This is a genomic window from Pseudoalteromonas sp. S8-8 (genome assembly GCF_000497875.1).
In the GTDB taxonomy this organism is placed as follows: Bacteria; Pseudomonadota; Gammaproteobacteria; order Enterobacterales; family Alteromonadaceae; genus Pseudoalteromonas; species Pseudoalteromonas arctica.
On sequence record NZ_AUTR01000073.1, the window covers coordinates 52,313 to 76,501 of the forward strand.

Annotated in this window: 18 protein-coding genes; 1 reads left to right on the forward strand and 17 read right to left on the reverse strand. The window is 38.4% G+C overall.

The features are described from left to right. Window positions 1–10: 10 nt before the first annotated feature. From L659_RS0122370 to L659_RS0122450, 17 genes are all read right to left on the reverse strand, one after another. Window positions 11–2,032, reverse strand: a complete 2,022-nt coding sequence (locus L659_RS0122370; protein WP_024592016.1) for a type VI secretion system Vgr family protein — start codon at window positions 2,030–2,032, stop codon at window positions 11–13. Window positions 2,033–2,057: 25 nt separating this feature from the next. Continuing rightward, window positions 2,058–4,793, reverse strand: a complete 2,736-nt coding sequence (tssH, locus tag L659_RS0122375; RefSeq protein ID WP_024592017.1) for a type VI secretion system ATPase TssH — start codon at window positions 4,791–4,793, stop codon at window positions 2,058–2,060. Window positions 4,794–4,811: 18 nt separating this feature from the next. Further along, entirely contained in the window at window positions 4,812–5,795 is a 984-nt protein-coding gene (tssG, locus tag L659_RS0122380) for a type VI secretion system baseplate subunit TssG (RefSeq protein ID WP_007584475.1), read from the reverse strand. Beyond that, window positions 5,792–7,510 carry a type VI secretion system baseplate subunit TssF gene (tssF, locus tag L659_RS0122385; protein WP_024592018.1) on the reverse strand — a complete coding sequence of 573 codons (1,719 nt, stop codon included), beginning with the start codon at window positions 7,508–7,510 and terminating at the stop codon, window positions 5,792–5,794. Before tssF ends, tssG begins: the two co-directional genes overlap by 4 nt. 21 nt (window positions 7,511–7,531) lie before the next feature. Next, a complete protein-coding gene (tssE, locus tag L659_RS0122390) occupies window positions 7,532–7,939 on the reverse strand; it encodes a type VI secretion system baseplate subunit TssE (protein ID WP_007584478.1) in 408 nt (135 codons plus the stop codon). Between the two features lie 56 nt (window positions 7,940–7,995). Then, the gene (locus L659_RS0122395; protein WP_007584479.1) at window positions 7,996–8,481 is read right to left on the reverse strand and encodes an Hcp family type VI secretion system effector; all 486 of its coding nucleotides are present in this window, start codon (window positions 8,479–8,481) and stop codon (window positions 7,996–7,998) included. Window positions 8,482–8,625: 144 nt separating this feature from the next. After that, entirely contained in the window at window positions 8,626–9,117 is a 492-nt protein-coding gene (locus L659_RS0122400; RefSeq protein WP_029769970.1) for a hypothetical protein, read from the reverse strand. Beyond that, a complete protein-coding gene (locus L659_RS0122405; protein ID WP_024592020.1) occupies window positions 9,110–9,442 on the reverse strand; it encodes a hypothetical protein in 333 nt (110 codons plus the stop codon). Before L659_RS0122405 ends, L659_RS0122400 begins: the two co-directional genes overlap by 8 nt. A gap of 154 nt (window positions 9,443–9,596) precedes the next feature. Continuing rightward, window positions 9,597–11,123 (reverse strand): type VI secretion system contractile sheath large subunit, encoded by a 1,527-nt coding sequence (gene tssC, locus L659_RS0122410; RefSeq protein ID WP_007584480.1) that lies wholly within the window; start codon window positions 11,121–11,123, stop codon window positions 9,597–9,599. A 10-nt stretch (window positions 11,124–11,133) separates the two neighbouring features. Beyond that, the gene (gene tssB, locus L659_RS0122415) at window positions 11,134–11,655 is read right to left on the reverse strand and encodes a type VI secretion system contractile sheath small subunit (protein WP_007584482.1); all 522 of its coding nucleotides are present in this window, start codon (window positions 11,653–11,655) and stop codon (window positions 11,134–11,136) included. Window positions 11,656–11,731: 76 nt separating this feature from the next. Next, window positions 11,732–13,303: a TssA family type VI secretion system protein gene (locus tag L659_RS0122420; protein WP_024592021.1), complete on the reverse strand. Its 1,572-nt coding sequence runs from the start codon at window positions 13,301–13,303 to the stop codon at window positions 11,732–11,734. After that, window positions 13,300–14,292, reverse strand: a complete 993-nt coding sequence (gene tagF, locus L659_RS0122425) for a type VI secretion system-associated protein TagF (RefSeq protein ID WP_007584486.1) — start codon at window positions 14,290–14,292, stop codon at window positions 13,300–13,302. Before tagF ends, L659_RS0122420 begins: the two co-directional genes overlap by 4 nt. Window positions 14,293–14,302: 10 nt before the next feature. Then, entirely contained in the window at window positions 14,303–17,974 is a 3,672-nt protein-coding gene (gene tssM, locus L659_RS0122430; RefSeq protein WP_024592022.1) for a type VI secretion system membrane subunit TssM, read from the reverse strand. Between the two features lie 8 nt (window positions 17,975–17,982). After that, entirely contained in the window at window positions 17,983–18,705 is a 723-nt protein-coding gene (gene icmH / locus L659_RS0122435) for a type IVB secretion system protein IcmH/DotU (RefSeq protein WP_007584493.1), read from the reverse strand. 15 nt (window positions 18,706–18,720) lie between these two features. Continuing rightward, window positions 18,721–20,061 (reverse strand): type VI secretion system baseplate subunit TssK, encoded by a 1,341-nt coding sequence (tssK, locus tag L659_RS0122440; protein WP_007584500.1) that lies wholly within the window; start codon window positions 20,059–20,061, stop codon window positions 18,721–18,723. Beyond that, window positions 20,061–20,528: a type VI secretion system lipoprotein TssJ gene (tssJ, locus tag L659_RS0122445; protein ID WP_007584502.1), complete on the reverse strand. Its 468-nt coding sequence runs from the start codon at window positions 20,526–20,528 to the stop codon at window positions 20,061–20,063. Before tssJ ends, tssK begins: the two co-directional genes overlap by 1 nt. A 21-nt stretch (window positions 20,529–20,549) precedes the next feature. Beyond that, window positions 20,550–20,984 (reverse strand): hypothetical protein, encoded by a 435-nt coding sequence (locus tag L659_RS0122450; protein WP_007584504.1) that lies wholly within the window; start codon window positions 20,982–20,984, stop codon window positions 20,550–20,552. A 355-nt stretch (window positions 20,985–21,339) separates the two neighbouring features. On the opposite strand from L659_RS0122450, the gene L659_RS0122455 reads away from it, so the two are divergent. Continuing rightward, a partial coding sequence (locus L659_RS0122455) for a type VI secretion system Vgr family protein (protein WP_024592023.1) occupies window positions 21,340–24,189 on the forward strand: 2,850 nt, incomplete at its 3' end.

Sequence of the window (24,189 nt, forward strand, 5' to 3'; positions counted from 1 at the left end):
CTCCTTTAACTTAGTTATTACTAATTGCACTGCCTTTAATTGCTATATTAGTGGCACTTAACGTTATATTAGTGGCGTCAATTGTAAGGTTACCCGCAGCATCAATTTCTATACTTGCGCCACCTTGACTTAACTGAATTGACCCCTGTCCATTTGCTTTTATAGTAATATTTTTACCACTGTTTAATTCTAAATCACCTTGTGGCGCTTGTAACTCAAGGTTGCCGTCTACCGAGTAAACGCTAATGTCTTGCTGTGCTTGCATTTTAAACTCATCACTTGCTGTGAGCTCTAAGTTACCGTCAGTCGCTTGAATACGACTATTTGCGGCTGAATTTAAGGTTAAATCCGCAGCCGAGCTAACGGTAATATCTCCTTCGCGGGTTTGAATTTGCAAGTTATTCTCTACTCGCGTTGTAAAGTTATTAGCAACTGTAAAGTTTGCGTCGTTCTCGGCAACAAACTGAAGGTTTTCTTTCGCTGAAATTTTAACATCACCATCAACAGACTTTAACATTGCCTGGTGCGCACCATTTGTTGCATCGAGTATTAATTGGTTTTTATTGTTTTTATTGGCAAGGCTTATCTTCTCTTCGCCTTTTTTGTCATCCATTACAAAGCTGTGCCCAGCTTTAGTTACTAATTTGTTTTCAGTTGGGTTTTCGCTTGTAACAGGATTTGGTGCATTTTCATTATAAAGCGCGCCTAAAATTATAGGCCTATCTAAATCACCATTTTCACCACAAACGAGCACTTCTGTACCTTGAGTTAGTGGAAAATGCATACCGTGCCCGCTGCCACCGTAAGGTTGCATTAAACGTGTAGGACGGCTTTCTTGGCCTTCTCCATCTTGATTAAACGGTAGTTTTACTACGTAGTTACCTTTGTCATCAATTTCTTGCTCAATTAATGCATTAAACGTTGCAAACACACGTCTCGCTGGGCGCAATGGAGCTTTATAAGGCTGGTTAACACTAATTAAATAAGCTTGGTTTTTATACGTTAAGCCCTTTACATTAGAGCCGTATTCAACCGAAGCACTTTGGCTACCTTTGTGCTCTACACGCGTCACTAAATACTGACCATCATGCTCTGGATGGTCATAAATATTTAAACGCATACCAGGGCGAAGCGCCCTGCAGTCTGTGTCTATTATTATTTGCTCACGTTGGCAATCAAACGCTTGCTGTCTGATAGTTGCTAAGTCTTGCCCTTCGTTTGATTGCCCGTAATTATCACCGTAATGACTATCTTCACCAAAACCAATAACTGACGCACTGTTATTTTTTGAAACTTGCAAATTACCCGGAGCTTGGTAGTTGTAATCATCTAAGTGTGTACTTTGCGGAAATAATTGGGCCTGCCTGCTTATAGCAAAAATTGACTCACTCGTTCTTACTTGCCCAGATGGCGGTACATAGCTTAGGTTTATTTCATCAAACTCTTGCGCTATACCATTAGAATCATTGCAAATATACAATGTACATTCACCACTAGTTTGCTCTACAAAGCTGTACACAAAACCGTGCTTACGCATTAAGCGTGTTACAAATTCGTAATCAGTTTCGTTGTATTGCACGGTCATATCGAGCATGGTTGAGCTTGCTTGTACATTTAACTTTTGCGCAGGGAAACCTGCTTTTTCAAACACACTCGAAATAATTTTACCTGCATCCATAGCAGTAAATACACGGTTAGAATGCTGATGCTTAAGTAATGTTAAATGAGAACTCATGATCAAAGTATAGTGATACCCCTGATGACTTTGACCATGCGCTATAAAACCACTAATTAACCCTGAAATAGTACGATCTAACATTGACCACACTAGTGATAACGATACATCTTTGCCTATTAGCATTTCAGATGTTAGATGCTCAGGGCTCAATACTTGGATTTTAAATTCATAGTCTTCACATAAACGATCGTCCCTAGACTCAAAGTCAGTTACATAGACCATCCCGTCAGGCATGCCCTGTATAGCAACACTAAAGTGACTCTTATTGGCCTTGAGCTCGTTAAATATGTCCATGAATCCCATTTTTACATCCTTTTATTTAAGCGTTATCTGCAAATGTCGCCGTAATTTCGTCTTGTTCGTCAACGGCCAGCGTTAAAATATCAGGCATGTCTTCTTCTGCCATAAACTCTAAAATTGATTTAGCGATACCAGGAAGTATTTGCTGCTCTATAACCGCGTTCACCATACGTGCACCACTATCTGAAAGCGTACACTGAGTAGTCAGCTTTTCTAAAACACTGGCATCTACTCGTAGCTGCATTTTGTGGTTTTCGTGCAAACGTGTGGCAATGGCTTCAAGTTTCAAGCTGACGATAGACTGTAGAGCTTCAGAATCAAGCGCTAAGTAAGGTATAACTTGCATACGGGCAAGTAAAGCAGGCGCAAAAAAAGCAAGTAACTGCGGCTTAATTAAATCAGTCAGTGCACCGATTGATGGTACTTTCCAAGGCGTTCCGTCTTCATTAATAGGTGCTTGCGTTGGATTTAGCGCTTCGTTAATAGCTGCTTCTTGATCGCTTTGCTGTACCTGTTCTTCCTCGTCATCTTGAGGGCTTAGGTCTATAACTGTAGGCGGTGTACATGCATCGATTAACTCTGCTGAGCCTAAATTAGATGTCATGATAATTACAGTATTTTTAAAGTCTATTTCACGTCCTTCACCGTCACGCATGGTGCCGCGCTCAAACACTTGGTAAAACATGTTCATTACATCTTTGTGCGCTTTTTCAACTTCATCAAGTAAAATTACTGAATATGGACGCTGTCTTACCGCTTCGGTTAACACACCACCTTCACCATAGCCAACGTACCCTGGTGGTGAACCTTTAAGTTGCGATACGGTGTGCGACTCTTGGTATTCACTCATGTTAATAGTGGTTAAAAATTTATCACCACCAAATAATTGTTTAGCTAAGCAGCGAGCGGTTTCTGTTTTACCCACGCCCGATGGACCAGCTAGTAAAAATACGCCTAGCGGGCCTTCATCGTTGCTTACGCCGGCTTTACTCACTCTTAGTGTTTGCGCTATTTTAGCGAGTCCAGCCTGCTGCCCTATAACTTCTTGGCTAATTGTGGCTTCAAGATTAATTAAATTACTAATCTGATCTTTTACCATTGCCCCTACAGGCACACCGGTCCACTGTGAAATAATTTGCGCAACAGCATCGGCGTCTACTTCACTAAATAAGCCGTTGTCTTGTGTATTTTGCTCTTTTAGTGATTGGCGAAGTGTCAGCAATGATTCGCTATCAAGCTCTTGATCAGTTGCCTGCTTTATCTCGTTAATTTGACTCAAAGTCGAAATTTGAGATTCACGCGAGTGAGTAAGTTGCGCCAATTTATTTTGTGCAATAACCAGCTCTTCAACTAAATGGGTAAGCTTATCTTTATCAACAACTAAACCTTGCCCTAGCTCTACATTGAGGCTATTGATTCTGGTTTCTAAATAATTAATGTGCTCGCGCTCAGACTCAATGGCAGCGGGGTCTGTAGCAAACGACATACGTACTCTTGCCGCTGCGGTGTCTAATACATCAATAGCTTTATCTGGTAATTGGCGGCCTGTTATATAGCGCGACGATAAAACGACAGCAGCTTCTATAGCGTCATCCGTAATTTGAATATTATGATGCTCTTGATATTTATCTTTTAAGCCTGCAAGCATTAATTGAGCCGCTTGCTCTGTTGGCTCATCCACTTTAATAAGCTGAAAACGGCGCTCTAGAGCGGCATCACGTTCAAAATACTTTTTATACTCGCTCCATGTTGTTGCCGCAACGGTTCTTAATTCTCCGCGTGCTAATGCTGGCTTTAATAAATTTGCCGCATCACTCATGCCCGCATCGCCACCGGCACCAATTAAAGTGTGCGCTTCATCGATAAACATAATTATTGGCGTTGTTGAATTTTTAACTTCGTCTATTACTGTTTTTAAGCGGCGCTCAAACTCACCTTTAACGCCGGCACCTGCTTGCAATAACCCCATATCAAGCACCAATAAGCGTACGCCTTGCAGGTCACTTGGTACTTGGCCATCAATTATACGCTGGGCAAAACCTTCAACGACTGCTGTTTTACCTACACCTGGGTCACCCACTAAAATAGGGTTATTTTTTCTTCGACGGCATAACACATCGACCATCATACGAATTTCGTCATTACGACCGAGAACCGGGTCGATTTTACCCTGTTTTGCTTTTTCAGTTAAATCTTCACAGTACTCATCAAGCGCAGCTGTACCGTGCGATGAATCTGTTTGATTTGAAGACTTTGATTTAGCTACTGGGTTTAAACGCTCTGAAGATTGCTGACAAATTTTATCTAAATTTTCAGCTAAAAAGCGTGAATCTATTTTATCCAGTAAAGCAGGTAGTTGAAGTACAGGGCTGTAAGGTAATAACTCTGTTAATGAATCAATAAGCGCAGCACCTGTTATAAAATCACTTTTATGCTGAACATTAGCACTTAACCATGCACGCTCTAGCCATTCGTATAAACGACGAGAAAATGTAGGCTTACTTTGATTACCGGCAGGCTGTCTATTTAAAAAGTCTAATAGCTCATGCCATACTTTGTCTTGGTTAATATTAAAGAAATGAAAAATGTGCTCAAGGTCACCATTACTTCCTTCTTCCATTAACTTAATAAGTAAATGCTCAGGAAGCACTTCAAAATGACTACGACTACTCGCAAACCCAGCTGCTGATTCAAGTGCTGTTGCGGTGTGGCCATTTAATTTATCTATGAGTTGTTTTATGCCTTTAGCATCCATTTTTTTATCCTTAATTCCTTAGTGTTTATACTGTTGATGGCTGTAGCTATGTGTTGTTGTATTTGCAGCTGCGGCCCCTAAATATGAATTATGTCCAAGTACTAGCGGTTGCTGACCTAAAGCTTGTTCGGCAACAGCCTCATTAGCTACTTTTATTTGGCAAACCCACTCTACATTACTTGGTAAATGCGCAGTCAGAAGTGCAGCCATTTTTATACCTTCTTCGCTTCTTGGCGTTAAACTCATGGCTGTATCACTATTAACTGGACCTATATCTATTGTTAAAATACTTCCGCTAACTAATACCTTCGTGCCAAGTACTGCAGAGCTGCCTAAAACCATTTGGTTTTCTTCGCCGATTGAACTTGGTGTATCTATTTTTTGCCAATTTGCTCGTGTGTCGTCAACTTTTAGCGTGTCTATATTTAAACTATGTTTAAGAAGCTGCGCTAAGCCAGCAGCGCTAGTTTGCTTTAAACTTGCAATACCACACTGAATTTTTTGATCAGTTTTTCCCAGTAAAATAGATTCAACTAACCCATCAAATTGGCTCGCGCCTCTGCCTGCTATATTAATTTGCGACTTTTTCCAGGCCTGAAAAAGTTGGCAATAAAGTACATGATTAAATATATCTAAAAACTGACGAACGCGGTCACCGCTTTGCTCATCACTTGCTGCTTGCTCTAATACATAGTGTGGCATGGGTGCATCTACACCATACAAACCTAAAAAAGAGGTCGATAAGCTTAATCTTCCTCTGCCATCATTCTCTAATACACATTCGCGTACATCAGTAGCCGGAAAACCAAGCTCTTTAAAAGGTTTAAAAACAACTCTGTTACTAATCCCTTGCTCTAGCTCTTGAGGTGCGGCCCAATGTTTTTCTATTAAGCTCATCGCTTTAAATAAGTTAAACCGCCAAGGCTGCTCAATAAGTAGTTCTATTGGCGCGGGTAACTTAGACCAAACTGGGTGCGCATGATTTTTATCAGCGTAACTCATAGCTGATAACTCTTACCCGGTTCAATATCCCAACTCCACGATTTATAACTAGGAATTGCATTAACACGCGTTTGTACGCTTTCATTTATAGGGGCATACATTAAAAAGAATTCGTGTAATACATTACAAAAATGATATAAATCAGCATCACCAACAAATTTACTTTCATCAATATCAATAAGTACATCAACACCTTTGATAAATATTCCGCGTTTAATTTGGCTGATCGGCGTTGCTGTTATTTTTAAAATGCTTTCAATTCGTAATCGATTCTCAGCTTTATTAGACCAATCAAATAACACTAGTAATCTTTTTAGTTCTGTAACTTGCGTAATTTGTGAAAACTTTACATTTAATAAGCTAATAAGCTGCCAGTGTTTTGGCTGACTTGGACATGCTAAATAATTAGTTGGCCGTATAACATTTTTAACCTCAACGATGCTCGGCATGTCTTTTCCGCCTTCGTTCAAGTCTCCCTCTTGCAAAAGCTGACGAGGCCAACCGGCATTAAAAGAGGTTAAATCAACTGATAGAGTTTCTTTTTCATCTTCTAAATTAAAAGGAAGCTGTAAATAATGAGTCGGGGCTGCTGCACCTACGTCTTTTGTGAGCACAGTAAATAGCTTTTTTTCGTCTTCAAATACGCTTTGATAACGAGGAGTGTAATCATACGATTGCCCGGTTATAGAGTTTCGACCTGCAACTGCATCTACCGTATAACTAAAAACGTGGTCAAAACGTGCCTGATCTGCACTTATCATATAATCAGTTCTGTTTGGCTCTATTTTAATTGGCTCTGCAGCTTGGCTAAATAAATTAACTGCTGGCACGCAATTGATTAAAATGTTCTCTTTACTTAACTGATGACCCGGCGGTAATTTATTATCACCCCTAAATACGATTTCAAAACGGTCAATATGTTCAGGAAACTCTTCGTCTTTTAAACCATCAAATGTTAAAAAATAAAACCTATCTTTTGCATTAAAATAATCAAGTAATAGTGCATATCCAGGATGGCTTTTAGCTGCACTAGGCAGTAAAGCGCCATCTATATCTAAATAAGTAGCGCTGCAACCTTTTGCTTTTAACTTTTTGTTGAACTCAAAATGGTTAGCACCAAAATCAAGTTCTGCTTGTTTATTAGGTGTTTTTAATAATTGAAATAAAGCACTGCATAATGGTGTATCGCCACGTAAATAAAAGTTTAGTTTAGATAAATCAAAATTACTGCGTTCACCTTGGCATACAAACTTAAGCCCTATTCGTAGCTCTGCACCTAAGTGCGACTCTTGATATCGAACATGCTCAACATCTAATGGGACAACGTCTAAACCGTGAGTTGTGCTAAAAATTATTTTTTTATTATCGGCCTTTGCTTTAGGCGGATTAAGCTGTAAACCTTTTAAAATAGTGTGTGTTTTTTGCATAGCCAATTTAGGCTTAAATTGCACCACAGTACTAGAAGGATAATAACTTAGGAGTATTGGACACAGTTGACGCAGTACTTGCTCTGAAACTTCAGGTACTGACTCATCTAAACGCTTTTGAGTATGGGCAGTTAAATACGCTACGCCTTCTAATAAGCGCTCAATATGAGGGTCTCTATCTTTTAATGCATCAATGTTAAGCATTCCTGCATGCTCAGGATAAAACTGAGCAAACTGCTTACCAGCTTGGGTTAACAAGCGCATTTGTGCATCAAAATATTGCTGCATTCATCAATCCTTTAAATAACATTAGTTAGTGTTTTTTGCATGTTGTATAACGTCTGCTTTACCGCCAGATTCAAAACGGGTATTTAACTTGATACTTTGCCCGCTCGTTAAAAAAGCTTGAATATCTAGCCTTATTACACAATTATCTTCTTTAATTTCAACAGGTGTTACATTTGCATATCGTACGCGTGGTTCGTACTTTTCTATCAATTTTTTAACCTCAAACGCTAACGTGTGTTGTGAGTATGGTAACCCCTCGTAAATATCTTCTACATCGGGCAAACCATAGTCAGACAAGTGCTTCAGCACTCCTCTTCTTGCATTTAAAAGCTCATTTAAATGCTTGCACACACTGACTTGCTCATCAGTTTGAAAACCATGATGACCATTGCGTGTAACTGGTTGAGTTAAAAAATCGAATAACGCCATATCTACATCTCAATAAAAGGATATGCTTGCGCATATCCTTCAAAATTACTGACTAATTAACGACCTTCAGTCCAAGAGTCAGAGAACTCGATGTTGCCATCTAAGTAAGTCCAAGTAATGCGTTTGTAACGTAGACAAACTGTTTCAAGGTGCGGGTAACGCTCCTTGTCTAAGTCTTTAACGTTATGCATTGTTGGTGAGATCGAAGTGATCTTTACATCTTCCAACTTGTGGCAGAAATATTCACGCTCAGTCCCTGTGTCATCAATACGGTACCATTTAAGCTCTAATTGCTTAAGTGTTTGACCGTTTGAACACGCTTTGTACAAGTACGGCGTAGCCGCATCAACAGCTTTTGTAATTACAAAAGGTTCATGCTTACGAGTACCTGTAAGTTCACCTGTATCGTTATCCGTAGGAATACGAAGTTCATGATCAAAGTGTAGGATCTCAATTGAACCTTCACGCTCTGCAACAGTTACAGAACCTTTGATGTCATTACCTTGGTCATCCTTTAACCACATGTACGCTGGAATTGCCATTTCATTATTCTCCTTTTAGAATGAAGTGTTTCCTGTTAGTTGGCATTGGCATAAACAGTAATATTTATGCCCCCCAAAAAGCCCTCTGCTTCATGCCACTGGGGAATATGTCCCAAGTTGGATGCAACCAACTTGGGGCAATTTTTACAAAGACGGATTATCTAACTCTAGTATTAACGACATCGCGTCAAATGGAGTTTGCAAAACAGCTAACTTTTCGAAGTGTTGCTGTACACTTTTAGGTAATTGCTTAAACTTATACTCTGCGTCTAATTCAGATACCCAAGTATTTGAAACAAAGCTATCAATATCACCAATATCCTTACTTGATGTAACTGTTTTGTAAAAGTAACCTGCTTTTAAATAATTTTCGTACTGAACTTTCATGCAAGTACTCAGCGCAGAATAATGCATATAATCAATAGCTGTCTTTGTCATCTCTAAGCTAATACCATCATTTTGTAACTCAGTACTGCTTACTTTATTCGCATTTGAAAAACATTTATCCATCTGCTTTTCAAATGCGACTGTTGCTAGCTGTAGCTTTTTCTTCGCAAAAAAAACTTTATTATCACTGGCCACTGCGTTTGCAATGCAAACCAAAAACAAGCTGAACATACACAATATTCTAATCATTTTTACAACCATTTATCATTGCCTTCCAAAATTCTCGCTCTTTATAAGAACTACTATTTCTATAAGCACTATATGAAATTTTTTGTAGCTCATATCTTTTAATTTTTGACACTGAGGATAACGACTCAGCCATCAAAGCAAAATCTGTATTAGATATGTTAAATTGTGCGACCAAGGCCCCATTACCTACAAAAATTGCAGCTAGACTACCGAAGCTTAGTGCTTTTGTAAGTTGATCTGTATGTCTAGTAAGTTCTCTAGCTTTATCTAAATACTCTAGATTTTTTTTAGAAAACTCCAATCCACTTAAATTTGGGCACTTCATTTTTAAACTCCTTTTAATGTCCCAAGTTGGATGCAACCAACTTGGGGCAATTTTTTAGACTATAAGTCTTAATCTTTTATGTACACCTGCCAACTACTCACCAAATAGACGCATTTGATAGTACTTAAATCCGTTTCATTGGCGGCGTAGCAGTTCATTTTTCGCCAGGCATTTGCCCTACTAGCGCTAAACGAACATCAATCCCTTCAACTTGGAAATGAGGAACAATGTACGTACTTACTCTGTAATAACCAGGGTTACCTGGAATTTCTGCTACAGTCACTTTTGCATCTTTTAGTGGATGCGTAGCAATAAGAGATTCATCAGGGTTGTTCATTTTAGTTACTAATGCGCCAAGCCAATCATTAAGCTGCTGCTCTAATTCATGGCGAGGTTTACTTGAACCAATATTTTCACGCTGTAAAACTTTTAAGTAATGCGCAATACGCGATACTAAGAAAATATATGGTAAGCGTGAGTTAATTCTTGCATTAGCTGTTGCTTCATTTGTTTCTAATACCTGTGGCTTCTGCGCACTATTAGCAGAGAAGAAACACGCAAAATCTGAATTTTTATAGTAACTAAGTGGAATAAACCCTTGGTTAGCAAACTCAAGTTCTTTAGTTTCAGAAATAAGTACTTCAGTTGGAATTTTAGTTTCTGATCCTTTACCAGCTTCAAATGAATGCAGCGGAAGATTTTCAACTTTACCACCTGATTGCGGCCCACGAATATTTACAGCCCAACCATTATCATGGAAACTACGGATGATATTTGCAGCAAATGCAAATGTTGCATTACCCCACAAATAACGTTCATGATGCTGCGCACTTACATCTTCTTGGTAATTAAAGTTACGAAGTGGATTTGTCTCACCGTAAGGCAGACGTAGTAAAAAGCGTGGGAATGCTAAACCAATGTAACGAGAGTCTTCTGATTCACGGAAGTTTTTCCAACGAAGGAACTCAGCGCGTTCCATGTAAGAACCCAAATCTTGGATTTTAGACACTTCTTCCAATGAGTCTTTAAGAAAAAACTTAGGACCAACACTGCCCATAAACGGACAATGCGCTGCCGCAGATACACGAGATATCTCTTGCAGTAACGATACATCGGGTGCAGAACAATCAAACTCAAAGTTCGAAACCATTGTAGATACTGGCTCACCACCTGGCGTATCGTAATCTGAAGTATATACATGTTTATATAATGCAGATTGAGTTGTATCAGGCGCCTCTTCAAAATCATCTCTTAGAGTTTCTTTATCTACATCAAGCATTTCAATTTTAATGTTGGCATTGTTAGGCGTACGGTTAATTAAGTAACGTAACGAGCGCCATGCTGATTCCATTTTTTGAAAATTTGGGTGATGTAAAATTTGATCTAACTGCTGAGAAATAATAATGTCTACTTTTGCGATGTAATCATCTAAAAGTAATTTATCAATTCGAGTTACTTCTTGGCCACTACTGCTAGCCATATCTAAAAATACATTTATAGCTGCTGTTAAGCGCTCATTTGCACGAGTTTCGGCTAGGTTGCTTGCATCTCTAAATGAATCAAGTTTGATTTCATCTGCAACTGGAGAAATATCAACCATTCCACATATATTTTCATAAGTGGATAAAGGAGCTTGCTCCGTGGTATGCGCGGCAACATTTAATTGTTCTTGCATTGACATGGTAATCTCCTTATTCAGTTATTGGTTGTTTTTCATCTTCAGACGCTAGCGGCGCAATTTCATCCAGTTTAGCTTTTAACTCATCTAGCTCTGGCTGATTTTGTAAAACACGCTCTAATTCTTTACGCAGTGATGAGTTATCTAATAAATTAGATTTAAGGTCGCGAAGTAAATTACGCATAGCCATCATTTTATTAAGCTCTGGCACTTGAGAAGCAACTGATTCTGGGTCAAACGATTTAAAAGAATCAAACTCAAGGTTTACGTTAATTTCGCCGTCACCTTTAATTTTGTTCGCTACCTGAAAGTTCGCTTTAGGCGCCATATCTTTAAGCACTTGCTCAATATTATTTTTATTAATTGTTACGCGCTCACGCTCAGATAGTTCTTGGCTATTTTGACCATTTGAGTAGTCACCAATTACTAGCATCTTTAATGGCAATTCACTTTTTTGTGAAGCGCCATCTGTATCAAGCTCTAACGAAATATTGATCCGAGCTCTGGGGATCTCTTTTTGAAATGTATCACTCATGTTTTTTCCTTTGCAGTTTGGTTATCTACCGACTCAATTCCAATTAAACCTCGACATATTAGTCAAGCCCTTGTAACTAAACCCACGCTAATGCTTGTGCAGGGTTAGTTACCATCATTTGCTGACTAATATGTTTAGCAGCTAAACTCATTTCATCTTCTGGCGTTTGTGACAAACTTGCATAACACTGCTTGGAAAATCGCCATACTTCCATGCAAAAACATTGTTGCCATTGCGCTAAGTCATGCGCTTTTATTTGTTTTAGTAACACGTTTAATAATGCTAAAGCATGTTCGTAATGCTCAGCTTTCATTAATAATTTTGCCTTTAATAATTGCGCTTGAGCTTTATCAAAATCGTTTAAAATATTTATTTGATCGACTTTAATTAATGCAGTCGATAACTGCCCTTTTTCGACGTCTTGTATTAACTCGCTATACTGCTCATCAAACGCACTACTTTGAGAGCTAACAGACTCTGTTTTTGCAGAATGTGATAACTCTTTTAAAAACTCTTTATTTACAGATGAACACAACGGACTTCCATCGTCATACTGTAGGGAAACTAAAGCAGGAAACTGCTCATTTAAATTAACTAATTGTTGCTCAAGCCAATGAACAAGCGGCAATTTATTTAATTTTTTTAATGCATTTAAACTAAGCACTTGGAGATTTAAATTAAATTGCATAGCCCCTTCCATAAACAACCCTTCGGCTAAATTTAAAGCTTGTTCAGGTTGCTCACTTGCCAATGCATTTTCAATTGGAGCAAATGCTGCAGCTCTAGGAGCGGGTAAACGCGTTTTTCCATTTTCGTTAGCCGGTAATGCCAATCTTGTCCAACGTGCAGCTCGCGATAACTTTATTACTCGTTCAATGTTATTTTGTTCTTTATCAAAGTTAAGTAGCTGCCTAACCGCACTTAAATACGCTGTATCTGAGGCAATATCAGCATTACCAATACTAACCTGGCTAGCAACTGCGGCTGGTGCCGAATTATTAGTTTCTGATTTTGGAGCCGTTACAGCTGAATTCTCAGCTAATTTTTGCTCTGTGCTAATCGCTTTTTCTTCTTGCACTGGTTCAGCTACAGGCACTGGGTTTCGTTTTTCTTGTTCTTTAGCCCACTCATTCAAAGTCGATAGAGGGCCAGATTCGTTGTCTAATAACGCAACACACTGCTCATTGTATTGAGTCAAGGCAGCTATAAGTTCAGGCCATTGTTCAACGTTTGTATTATGCCCTTGGGCTACACCCTTTAAACGTTCTTGCTGTTGTAAAAACCATGTATTAACTGCAGCGCGCATTCTGGCTTTTAGTGGGTGTACCTCATCCGTATAAGTAGTCAACAAACGATTAAATAACAATAATGTATGCGTTAAACCTGTAACCCCAAACTCACTTGTTGCAGCTAGTGCTAAGTAACTTACTATGCGTAAATCTTTACTTTGAGTGTTGAGTAAATCTGATGCTTGTATAAACATCACTTTAAAGTCAACTTCCCCCACTCCTGATGAAGATGCTTTTAATGCTTTAAATGTTTCTTCATATTTTAAATCTTCTCCACACTTGTTCCCCGGCAGAGGAGCACTTAATGCTTCAAGCCATTCAATCCAGGTGGTATGTGTATGTGGCGCTTTATTACTCATGATTTACACCAACGACGAAGTGCATCGTAAACACTCACGTTATCCATATCAGCAAAATTAAGTGTTTGTGAAGACGGCTGTTTTTCTACTTTTAAATTACATAGATCAACAATATCGTTTGTTTTTTTATCGTATTCCCACACACTATTAAAGTATGACGCTGGAATAGGCCTACAAAAAATAGTTAAACTAGGCGCTTGATTCTCATCACCTAACTGATAAAAAAACCAAGGCTGCCAATTATGATCTGCCACCATAGATGCAACTAAGTGCAACCAAAACCCGGCAACTAAGGCACTTTCATGACTAAAACTAGGCATTGGTAGGCGAATACCAAACTGACTTCTTAAACACCCTCTATTAGCGATAGATTTAAGCACAGCTGATAGCTCTTCAATTAAAATTGCTCTTTTAGCAATATCGTTCAAGCCTAAATGCTGCCAAAAAACGCTCATCGGAATAGTTCTAAGTTTATCAAGCTCTAGAGTTAAGTTTGGTTGCTGTTTAAGTGCATCAGCTACACGGTTATAATCTTGTGCTTTTTGCTCCATTTCATTAATACTGGCAGCTTGTTTAATATTTTCATTTACACCTAAAAGGTGCTCTATTACTTGGCTTGCAAATAAAAATAGAAAAGCAGGATGTCGCTTATATGTATCAAGCCCACTATGTACAAAAGAGCTAAATGGGTAAAACCGACCACTGCTATCTTTACTTGGCTGCAAAACGCCAAGTAAACCACCATCATCAGCATTACCCGATATAAAAAACAATGACTTAGTTCCATTCAAATGGCTTGTATCCGTTGTTTTTCTACCACGGTTTAAATGCGCAAAACCTTCTTGTAACCAATGATCAAATCCAACCGATTCTCTAGATGAAATATTAAGCTTTACAAAGTCTGGTCTTATTGGTGTTTTACCCATAAAACCAAAGCTGTGTTGCTTAACCAATGTCGGTGTTTTCTTTTTAGTAAATAAATTAAACATTGCTAGCGGCCTATTGCATTGTTCGCGACTGCGATTGAGCCAAGCTAGGGCTTTGTGAAAACAAAGAGCTTGGTAATGCAAACGATGTAAGCATGTATTTTGAAAATATACCGCTGTTGCGTCCTGATTTAAGAGAAAACTGGACTGTTAACACCTCATCAGATTTATCTTTTAATTCCCATGTTGCTAAAAATTCTGTGCCTTTAATCCACTTAACACTGGCTGAGTTAAGCACTTTTAGTAGTGCCCAAGGTCCGTCTTGCTCGATAGAAATACGACGCCCTTTATTATCTAAACCATACAGAACCGCTTTCTCTGCAGCCCCTCGACCAGGCCACGAAAAATTACGCCATTCTTCAGGCTCATTGCGATAGCGATAACCTTGCTCACTAAAGCCTAAGTATGTTTCACGAATACCTCGGTGTGGAACAGGCATCATCTGAAAAGTAAAACCAGCACTGTCGGCACCACTAGAAAACAACGAACGAGTTACTTTATTTGCTTTAGTTAAACCATCAAGTAATTGCGCGCTAAAACCAATACCTACACCATTCCATTGTTTTTCTTCCCACACACCGCGGCGTACTTTCATAAATGGTTTGAGCTGGGTGTTAATAAAGCTCCATAAAATTCCTGATTCAGAATTTAAAAATTCAGAAACATCTGCTATCGCAGCATCAGGGCCAGTTAAGTTAAATGGATATTTACCAGCTAAACTGCTGTTATACATAGTATAAACCTGGTTTTCCCATTCTTGGTTAAGCTGAGTACGTGCTTTTGCCATGATAGTCGCTATACCACCATGAAGCGGAGCCTTAAATAGCTTATCTAGCGTTTCTTTGGTTTGAGGGTCTAGTGCTCGAGTTTGGCTCTCAATAATAATCCACGAAGACTGTAATGCATTACTTTGGCTATTACCTGAAAGTAAGTCCTGCGCAAATATCATTGCTTGAGCATCATCTTCATTACTCGCTGCCATTGCTTTAATGTCTGAATGGATGCTACTTAATGAACTGATGTATTGTCTTAAGTAATCAGAAGAATTCTTATCTTCATTAGGCTGTGCAAAACGTCTTAAGTCAGCAAATCGACTTTCAAGCTCTGGCGCTCTAACCGTACTCATTTGAGTAATTGTTGGCGTGTTTAAAGCTAATTTATTTGCAACATCTGCAGCCGTCTTACCTATTGAAGCTTGGCTTTTTGAAGGAGCGTCAGCGAGCGTAATATTATCGTTAATCAGTTTCATTAAATCGTTAAAGGGGCCATCCATCGATGAAAGGCGTGCAAAATCAATACTTGCATCGTTTAGATCTCTAAATGCAGGCACTTTTATGCTATCTATAAAAGCAAACCAAGTATTGCCGTAGTCTTTAAAGTAATATGCTCGCATAGCCTTTGCCAAAGTTTCAGCTTGTGCTTCGTCAACAACATTTTGACCATTTTCATCGCTAGAACCCATAACCCAGTCACCTGAGAACACCAAACGTGAAATACGTTTAATCTCTGGGAATACATATTCCTGCCAACCTAAGTTTGTATAAACATACGGGATTTTATACTTACTTTTAAATACATCACGATTTTTAGAAATCATAAAATCGTTTAATAACAATGGCTTTTTACGTTCAGCAAAGCTTGTAATTACTTGTTGATATAACGGGAAAGCCTCTGGCTGGGTATTTAAATTGTCTCTCGCTAGCGCTATCGATGTTTCGTTAGCCTGCCAAAATGCAATTTTACCTGGCTGCTCTATATCGTTACCCATATTTTGTAGGTACATATCAACTAAGCTACTTAGTTGTGTATAAATGGGTGCTTGCTCTTGTGCATTTATGTCTATATGAAAATGCTCAGCTATAAAATTAAGTAATTGCTCTTTAGCAAACTCCGTTGAAATATGCTCAGGGTTCGTACTCATCATTAAATGCATTTTTAGTGCATCGTAATACTGCTGACGAATCGTTGCTTTCGCTTCACCTTCATTGTCAAACCATTGTGTTTCGTACTGTTTTATTTGCGCAAGTAAATGCTCTTCACCTGGGTAAGTAATAAGCTGATTCATCTGATTAAATAGCACATTTGCAACACTACTTAAGGTTTCATCACCTTCATAAATACCAAATATAAAGTACCACGGTAATGAATCTTCGTAAGTTTTAAGCTGACCATAGTGCTCAAACAGCGCTAGCGTAGCAGCAAGCTTCTGCTCATCTTTTGCCTTACTTACGTTAGCTTCAACAACTGCTTTTACGCGTGACTCACCTTGATTAAGTAATAATTGATTACTTGTGTACGACGTAATAAGGAGTGCTGTGATTGCTGCAATAGATGCCAAACCTGAAGTGACTGTTAAACCTTTTAACCAGCGTCCTACTAACCGTTTTTTTCTATTTCCTCGCGTTAAATCTTGTAGTTTAAAAATAACATCATTAAATACGCGGTTAATAAAATAACTTTGAGTAATGCTTTCTTGTTTTTGGTCAACAACAACCGCACCAAATTGATCTCGTACACCATTAGTAATACGCTCAATAGGCGTGCCTTCTTGCGTGCCCGATGTAAAATAAACACCAGCAAACCAAGGAACTTCTTGATATGGATTAGACTTAAACAGTAAGTTAACAAACTCAGTTAACTTAGTTGAAGCTGATTGAAATTGATTAGGAAAATCAAGTATTAGCTGTTTACGATGCTCGTTGCGCTCTCGTGCAACTTTGCTTAAACGTTGCTCGCACAGTCGCTCATATAGCTCCTGCATACGAACTTCAAACATTTCTGCAGGATCATTTTTTTGATCTTCACTAATATCGAGTAAGTACGCACCAAATACTTGCTCACGCTCTTTTTCAGATAAGTCACTAAAAAAAGGTTCAAAACCACTGATTAAGTCAGTTTTGGTAAAAGTAATATATACAGGAAAAATAACGCCAAGCTGGGTAATTAGCTCTTCTATACGCTCACGCACTAATTTTACATGTTGACGAATTTCTTCACTGTCGGAAGTTAAAACATCTGCAACACTAATGGCCACCATTACGCCATTTATAGGCAGTTTTGGTCTATATTTTTTAAGGAGTGCTAAAAATGACAACCACTCTTTATTTTCTGACTGCTCAGTTGTGTAACGCCCAGCGGTGTCAATTAAAATAGCTTGATCTGAGAACCACCAGTCACAATTGCGCGTTCCACCAAAACCTTGGATATGCAATTCACTCGAATTAGAGTAAGGAAAATGTAAGCCCGAATTTGCAAATAAAGTACTTTTCCCTGTAGCCGAAGGGCCAATAATCATATACCAAGGCAAAGCGTATAAAGCGGTATTACCACGATAACCCGCACCTAAATGAGATGCTTTTAAAGATCCCAATGCTTCTTGCATCTTTTCTTTAATTTCGCTTAATTCAGCACTCGAACCGGCATTATGACTTGCTAATTCAGAAGCTAACTTATCGCCTGAGCGCTTAGTCCATAACCAACGAATAAAAATAAATAAAACAAAAACAGCGGTTACAGCACCCATCGCAATTAATTTTTTATCGGTAGTATCTAAACCCACCATGCGACCGGCAAACCACACAATACTCAAAACGGCTATAAAGCCAATAAGTTGACCCGTTGCACGCGATGATACCAAGCCCAATAAAAAATGAACTAAACCGCTTTTATTAACTCTTCCCTGCATTGTGTTACCTATCGTGTTTCGTTGGTTTTATTGAGCTGAGTCAGCACTTCAATTTGGTTGTCTATTACCTGAGTACTCTGCGTTGCTTGCTTATTAATTACATAATGAAATCCAGCAAATAATGAGGCAATAGAACCCAAGCAAATAGCCAAAATCACCCAGTAAGGAATATTACGCCCCACCTTCATCGCAAACCCTTCTGCAGGTATACCGTTATCAGATAATTGAGAACTCGGTGTTCCTTTTATATCTTCAATTTGAGCTCTAACATCAACAATTAACGCTTTTAATTGCTCAATGCCTTTAACTTTGTAAATGCCTTCAAAGCCAAGCTGCAGACAAATATAATAAACCTCTAATGCAGCTAGCTTTTGCTCTCCGCCGGTACGCAACTTACCTAAACGTTCAAAAAATTCTTCACCAGCTCGGTTGTTACCAAAAAATTCAAGCTGTAGCGGTCGAGACATCCAATCCATTCTAAAATGAGCACCTGAACTCATAACAAATTCATCACACATAGCCGTAAGAGCAAACTTAACTTCTTGCATTAAACTTGTTGTTACCTGTTGCGAGTAACAATTACGCTCATAGTCATCAAAACTAGTTAGTAAATTTTCTCTAAACTCTTCAAGCTCTAAGTTAGTAGATTGCTTTAGTTTTAATGGTGTTAGCGCATTAATTACAGGCGAAATACACGCGACTAAATCTTGTTCTTTTTGTGCTTCTTGCATAATTTCAACTCAACGTTAATTACGTGCTACGGTAACAATTTCAATTTGTGCACTTTGCAATCCAAATGGTACAAATAGGCTTAATGATTGCTCTTCAATTATTTGCTGCCAAATGAAACCATGCGACTCAAGCCTGAAGTATTCATAACCACTTTTTATGGCCAGCTTATTTGGAGGTCGCTGACAATGTGTTAGTTGCACACCCGCTAAAGCAGATGAAATCATGATATCGAGCTTTTCGCTTGCTCCAACTTTTACTTGATCACTAAATGTTTCAATCCATTTGGTGTCTTCAGATTCAAAATACACAGCTAAATAAAAGTCGTTGTTAGTAAACGTTGCAGAATCAATAGTGGCAACTTGATAAATAGCGTTAGAGGTTTTTTCAAGTTTTAAGCCCACCATTTTCTTAGGTACAACCCCTTCAAGTAAACGAGTTAATAGGCCATCAAGCTGACCAAATACATTGCTTAAATTTTTATGCTGGTATGGTGGTACTTGGTTAACTAAGTCACTGTGCTCAAACATTGAAACTGAACTAATTAAATCAACAAGCTCACAATACAAACGTTCAGGATGGACCAATGACAAATTTTTAAGATGATCTAAACGCTTGGCGGATGGAGCCATTGCATTAAGTAACAAAAATGTATTCATTTCATTCGGCCCAAAGTCAGTAACTGAGCCATAATTTTTACGTCTGCTAAGCAGCACATTAACTTTTGCATTAACTAAATTAGCCGTTCTATTTAACAGCTCAGTTAAATAAGCAGATGCACTTATATTTAATAAAGGAGGCACAAACTGTTTATTTAAAACAAATGATCCATCTTCCGAGCGACTTATTTTTAAACATGCAATGGTGTCAAAATAAGTTTTTACATCTGAGTCAGACAGTAATATAAATTTAGGCTTTGCAACTAATACCTCACGACTACGCGACGCATCATGATTATCTTCTAAATCAATATAATCCGCTTCATATGCGCTTAATTGCCCGCTGGCCGCATAACCTTCAATATTGCTAACTGTTTTATTAGCAGCAATAGCAATATAAATAACACTCTCTTGATGGTTACTATCAAGCTCAAGCTTTAAATCATCTTGATGCTGTCGGTCAAAATCAAGCAAGCGACCATTTTCTAAAAGTAATTTAAAACTGGTCACTTTTAATATACCGCGAGCAAGTGCTGATTCATCAATAGCAAAATGCTGTAAACCAAATGCCAATGGTGATATTAGCGCTTGACGTACAACCTGATTTTGATCGTGATAATCGTCAAATAGTTGAAAGTGTTGCTGGGCAAGCAAAACACCTTCAGCCCAAACGGGCTTTGCGGGAGCTTTTAAATTCATTACTCAGCCTTATCCACGCCAGGTAATTGAACTTCATTATTGGTAACCAAAACATCTAATGATGTAGACAACTTAACAGGGCCATCTGCAAGCGGATAATACGCTTTCCAGTTATCGCCACTGCGATCTCTAAATAAAGCAACAATAGCTACAAACTTTGCATTTTCAGCTTGTTCAAACTTAATTTTAGATTGTTCAGAAGGGTGAATTGTTCGCTCTTCTAATGTAATTAAACTATTAGCTAAAACTGACTTATCTGACTTCCATAACTCTTCAAATGTGGCTGTTTTAAATGTTTGTATATCAGACAGTTGATATACCTTTAAAACCACTGGTAACGCTTCATCAAATTGGTTTAAATTTAAATTATCGGTTGCCTTAACATCTAAACTTACGTTAGTACTCATACAACCAGTTAATATTATAGAAAGTGATAAACCTATAATTGCATTTAAAATAAAGCGCATTTTTTACCTCAATAAATATTTTTATTTAAAATTAAAATTAGTTTTGCAAAGAGTAGCTTCATAAACTGGGCAAATAACTTTATTGAATCTTACATTCGCACAATCAGACCATTTATTAGTTTTAAAAAAGCCTAAAAGAGTCTTAGTCCTGCTTTTCTCTTGAGAATCAACTAACAAAGACTGCGTAACAACATCATCTATAGACGTAATTAACTTAGTATTTATTAATGAAAGCTCTTTTATATAAACAGATACATCACCGTTAATTAAAGTAACTTTTCCATTGCTTTTAGGGGGATTATTTAAAAAAAAGAAAAAGTGTTCTATAGAATTTTCAGAAAAAACGCGATGGGCAGGAATACCTACCTGGTCTAGTAGCGAAGAAACGCTGGCAGTAAGTGACCAAGCTAAGGAGTACAAGCTATTTATTTGATTTATAAACTCTTTTTTATTCACAACATGCTCCTTGTCATCAGTTAAACTAAAAAACTCTTAGTCTAAGGCTAGTAATAAATCCATTTATTTGGCGCATAATACAAACACCTAACCGCTATTGTCAACCTATATAAGGTTTAAAATATTAGAATATTAATGCGATTTACGAATTAGAATAAACACTCTAAAAAATAGTTATAAATGAATAATACGCAATAAAACAAAACAATCCCTATTTATGAAACAATCCCTATTTATGAAACAATCAAAAAAAATAATTCAATTTATTTTTAGAGTTACAATTATCCAGTTGATCATTAACACACAAAAAGGTATGTTTACGCCACTAATTTTACCGAGCAGGGATTGCAACGTTTTGACTAAATCTAATTTTTTTTTGAAGGTTAATGACAAAGACTTTAATGTTACTTACCTACATGGCTACGAAAAAATTAATAAAGGCTTTAGTTATTCACTCACCGTTGAATCTTCAGTAAAAATCAATACAGATATACTACTTGCTAATGCCAGTGTGATTTTTGTTAATAAAAATAAAAGATATAGAGAACAATGCGGCCTGATTACATCTGTAACCAATATGGGTGTATTCAACAATCTACATCGCTTTAAAATAAACATTCAAGATCGATTATCCACCTTAAAAGACACCTCAAACAGTAAAGTCTTTATTACCGTAAACGTACAAGATGTATTAAATTACTTAGCACAAAAAGCAGGTTATTCATCAGGACAAATCGTTTTTAGGACAAGCTCCGCCTTACCGCATTTAAAGCAATGTGTGCAAGCAATGGAAAGTGACTGGGCCTTTTTTAATCGCTTGATGTCTCAGCATGGTCTTTTTTATTGGATTGAAAGTGAATCAAACACCGAAACACTTGTTATAAGTGACAGCAACCTCAACAGCCCCTATTTAAGTACGGGTGTATTAGAAGTTAAAGCAAACGCGGGGATGAACGCCCAGTACTGGGGTAACTTTGTCGGCTTTATGCACAGTGAAGTAACACAAACCTTATATAATAATGCAGCGCAAAGTAATGCCCATGGACAATTCCAAAAAGTAGCCAGTAACAGTCAATCTTTTTTCGAGCCTGCTGCAAACTCAGACGCCGAAGCATCAGCACAAACACAAAGCTTTAGTAATGCATTAGCCACACACAATAAACTGGTTACGCTTACGGGTAATGTATCTGATGTATTTGCAGGCTGCTCAATTTCGCTTGACGATAATATGGGGTTTGCCAGTGGTGATTTGCTATGCATTGCAATAGAGCACACCCTTAATCAAGCAAATGACGAAAGCAGCCATGAAGGTGAAACGCACTATCACTGCGTAGCGCAATTTATAGAGCGCGGTACACCTTACAAAGCAATGCCTGAGCCCCACACGCCTAAGCCCATGGTATTTCCAGCAACCGTAGAATCTCTCACAAGTAATGCATTTGTAGATGAACATGGCCAATACCGTATTCGTACCGAGTTTGATAAAACAGCTCGCCCAGTAATTCAATCAAGCCCTGCACTAAAAAAACTAGCGCTATATGCTTGTGAAAATCAACCTCAAGCCACTGGCTGGCACTTTCCACTCGTTGGTGGCTCTGAGGTACTTATTGGGTGTATTAATAACGACCCAAATAATACATTTATAATGGGTTTTGCACTAAACGCCGACCAGCCAAGCGTAGTTACAGCCGCTAACCCAACACATAATCGCTTATTAAGCGCCGCGCAAAATGAACTCCTGTTCGATGACGACAAAGATGTACCCAAAGTCATCTTACAAACACTCGCCAGTGAGCACTATATTGAATTAAATGCTATAAAATCAGGCCGCCAATTTATTCAATGGATAAGCCAACTCGGGACTATAAATTTACACGCTGGGCGCGACCTATGCCTTGAAACAGAACAAAACAATGTTCAGTTTGTTATTAAAAACAATCAATTTATTGATGTTAAAAATAACGTGTCGCAAACCACAAATAACAGCCATGTAAATTATCAAAGTGGTGGCAGCCAAGCCTTCAGTGGTAAAAATGCGGCCCTTACGAGCGAGAATGAAATATCACTCCTCACCGGACGTGCAGTAAAAGTAAATGCCCAAAGCGACATACTCCTTAAAACCAATAACAGCGACTTAAAGCTTAATGTGCCTACTGGCTCTACGTTTTTACAAACAAACAATAATATAAGCATAACGGGCTCAGGTAATGGCGATTTAATTATTCACAACGCGGGCGGCGAGATAAAACTCGACAGTCAAGGCAATGTTGATATTACCGCCACTAACGTACTTACACTCGATGGCACATTTATAACCTTTGATGGGCCGGTTGATTACGACATAACCAGCCCACAAACAGCGCGGGCACCGAGCAATGCAAGCCCTGTTAACATTAGCCAAGTGACTGCGTTTGATTTGGGTGACAATACGTTATCCGCAAGTACACTCGCTCAGCTTGAACTTGAATACCTTTATGATGATGGTTCGCCCGTTGATGGTATTGACTATATTGTTATCGATAATGAGGGCATTGAACATACCGGCTCACTGGCAAACGGTGTAGCCACCTTGGCTAATTTACCGCAAGGTAAAAGTGATGTTTTGCTGCGTGCAACCACTCAAGCTGATGAGCAACAACTCATCCAACTGCGTAACGACTTTAAACAACATCTCACCTCCATGCTTGATGAAATAAGCAAACAAGCAGCTATTGGCGATGCTATTTTTGAGCAAGAAGACTTTTTCACCCAATGGATGATTGAAACCGGTGCACGCGCAACGGGCCTGTATCAAGGCGCAAAATCCCTTGTAACGGGTATCGCTGATTTAATCGTATTAGGGATTGATGTAAATATCAGTGTGTATTCTGCCTGCTTTAGAATGATTGACGCTATTGCCAGTGGTGATAAACACGCGGTTAAGCACGAACTTGAAACAATTTTAGCCTTTAGCCAAAAAACAACCAGTGCATTATCAGATGCCTTTGAATTATTACTCGCCTTAATGGACGATGAAGATACCCGCAATACACTCGCGCGCTTTCCGTATGACTATATTGAAGCCCATTCGTACGTAGATAAACAACGTATAACCGGTGTAATGGCCTTTGAAATATTATTAGCGATATTAACAGGCGGGGTGGGTGTTGCCGCTTCTGCAGCGAGTAAATCAAAACACCTTGCCAGCGCCAATCGCGCACTGGTT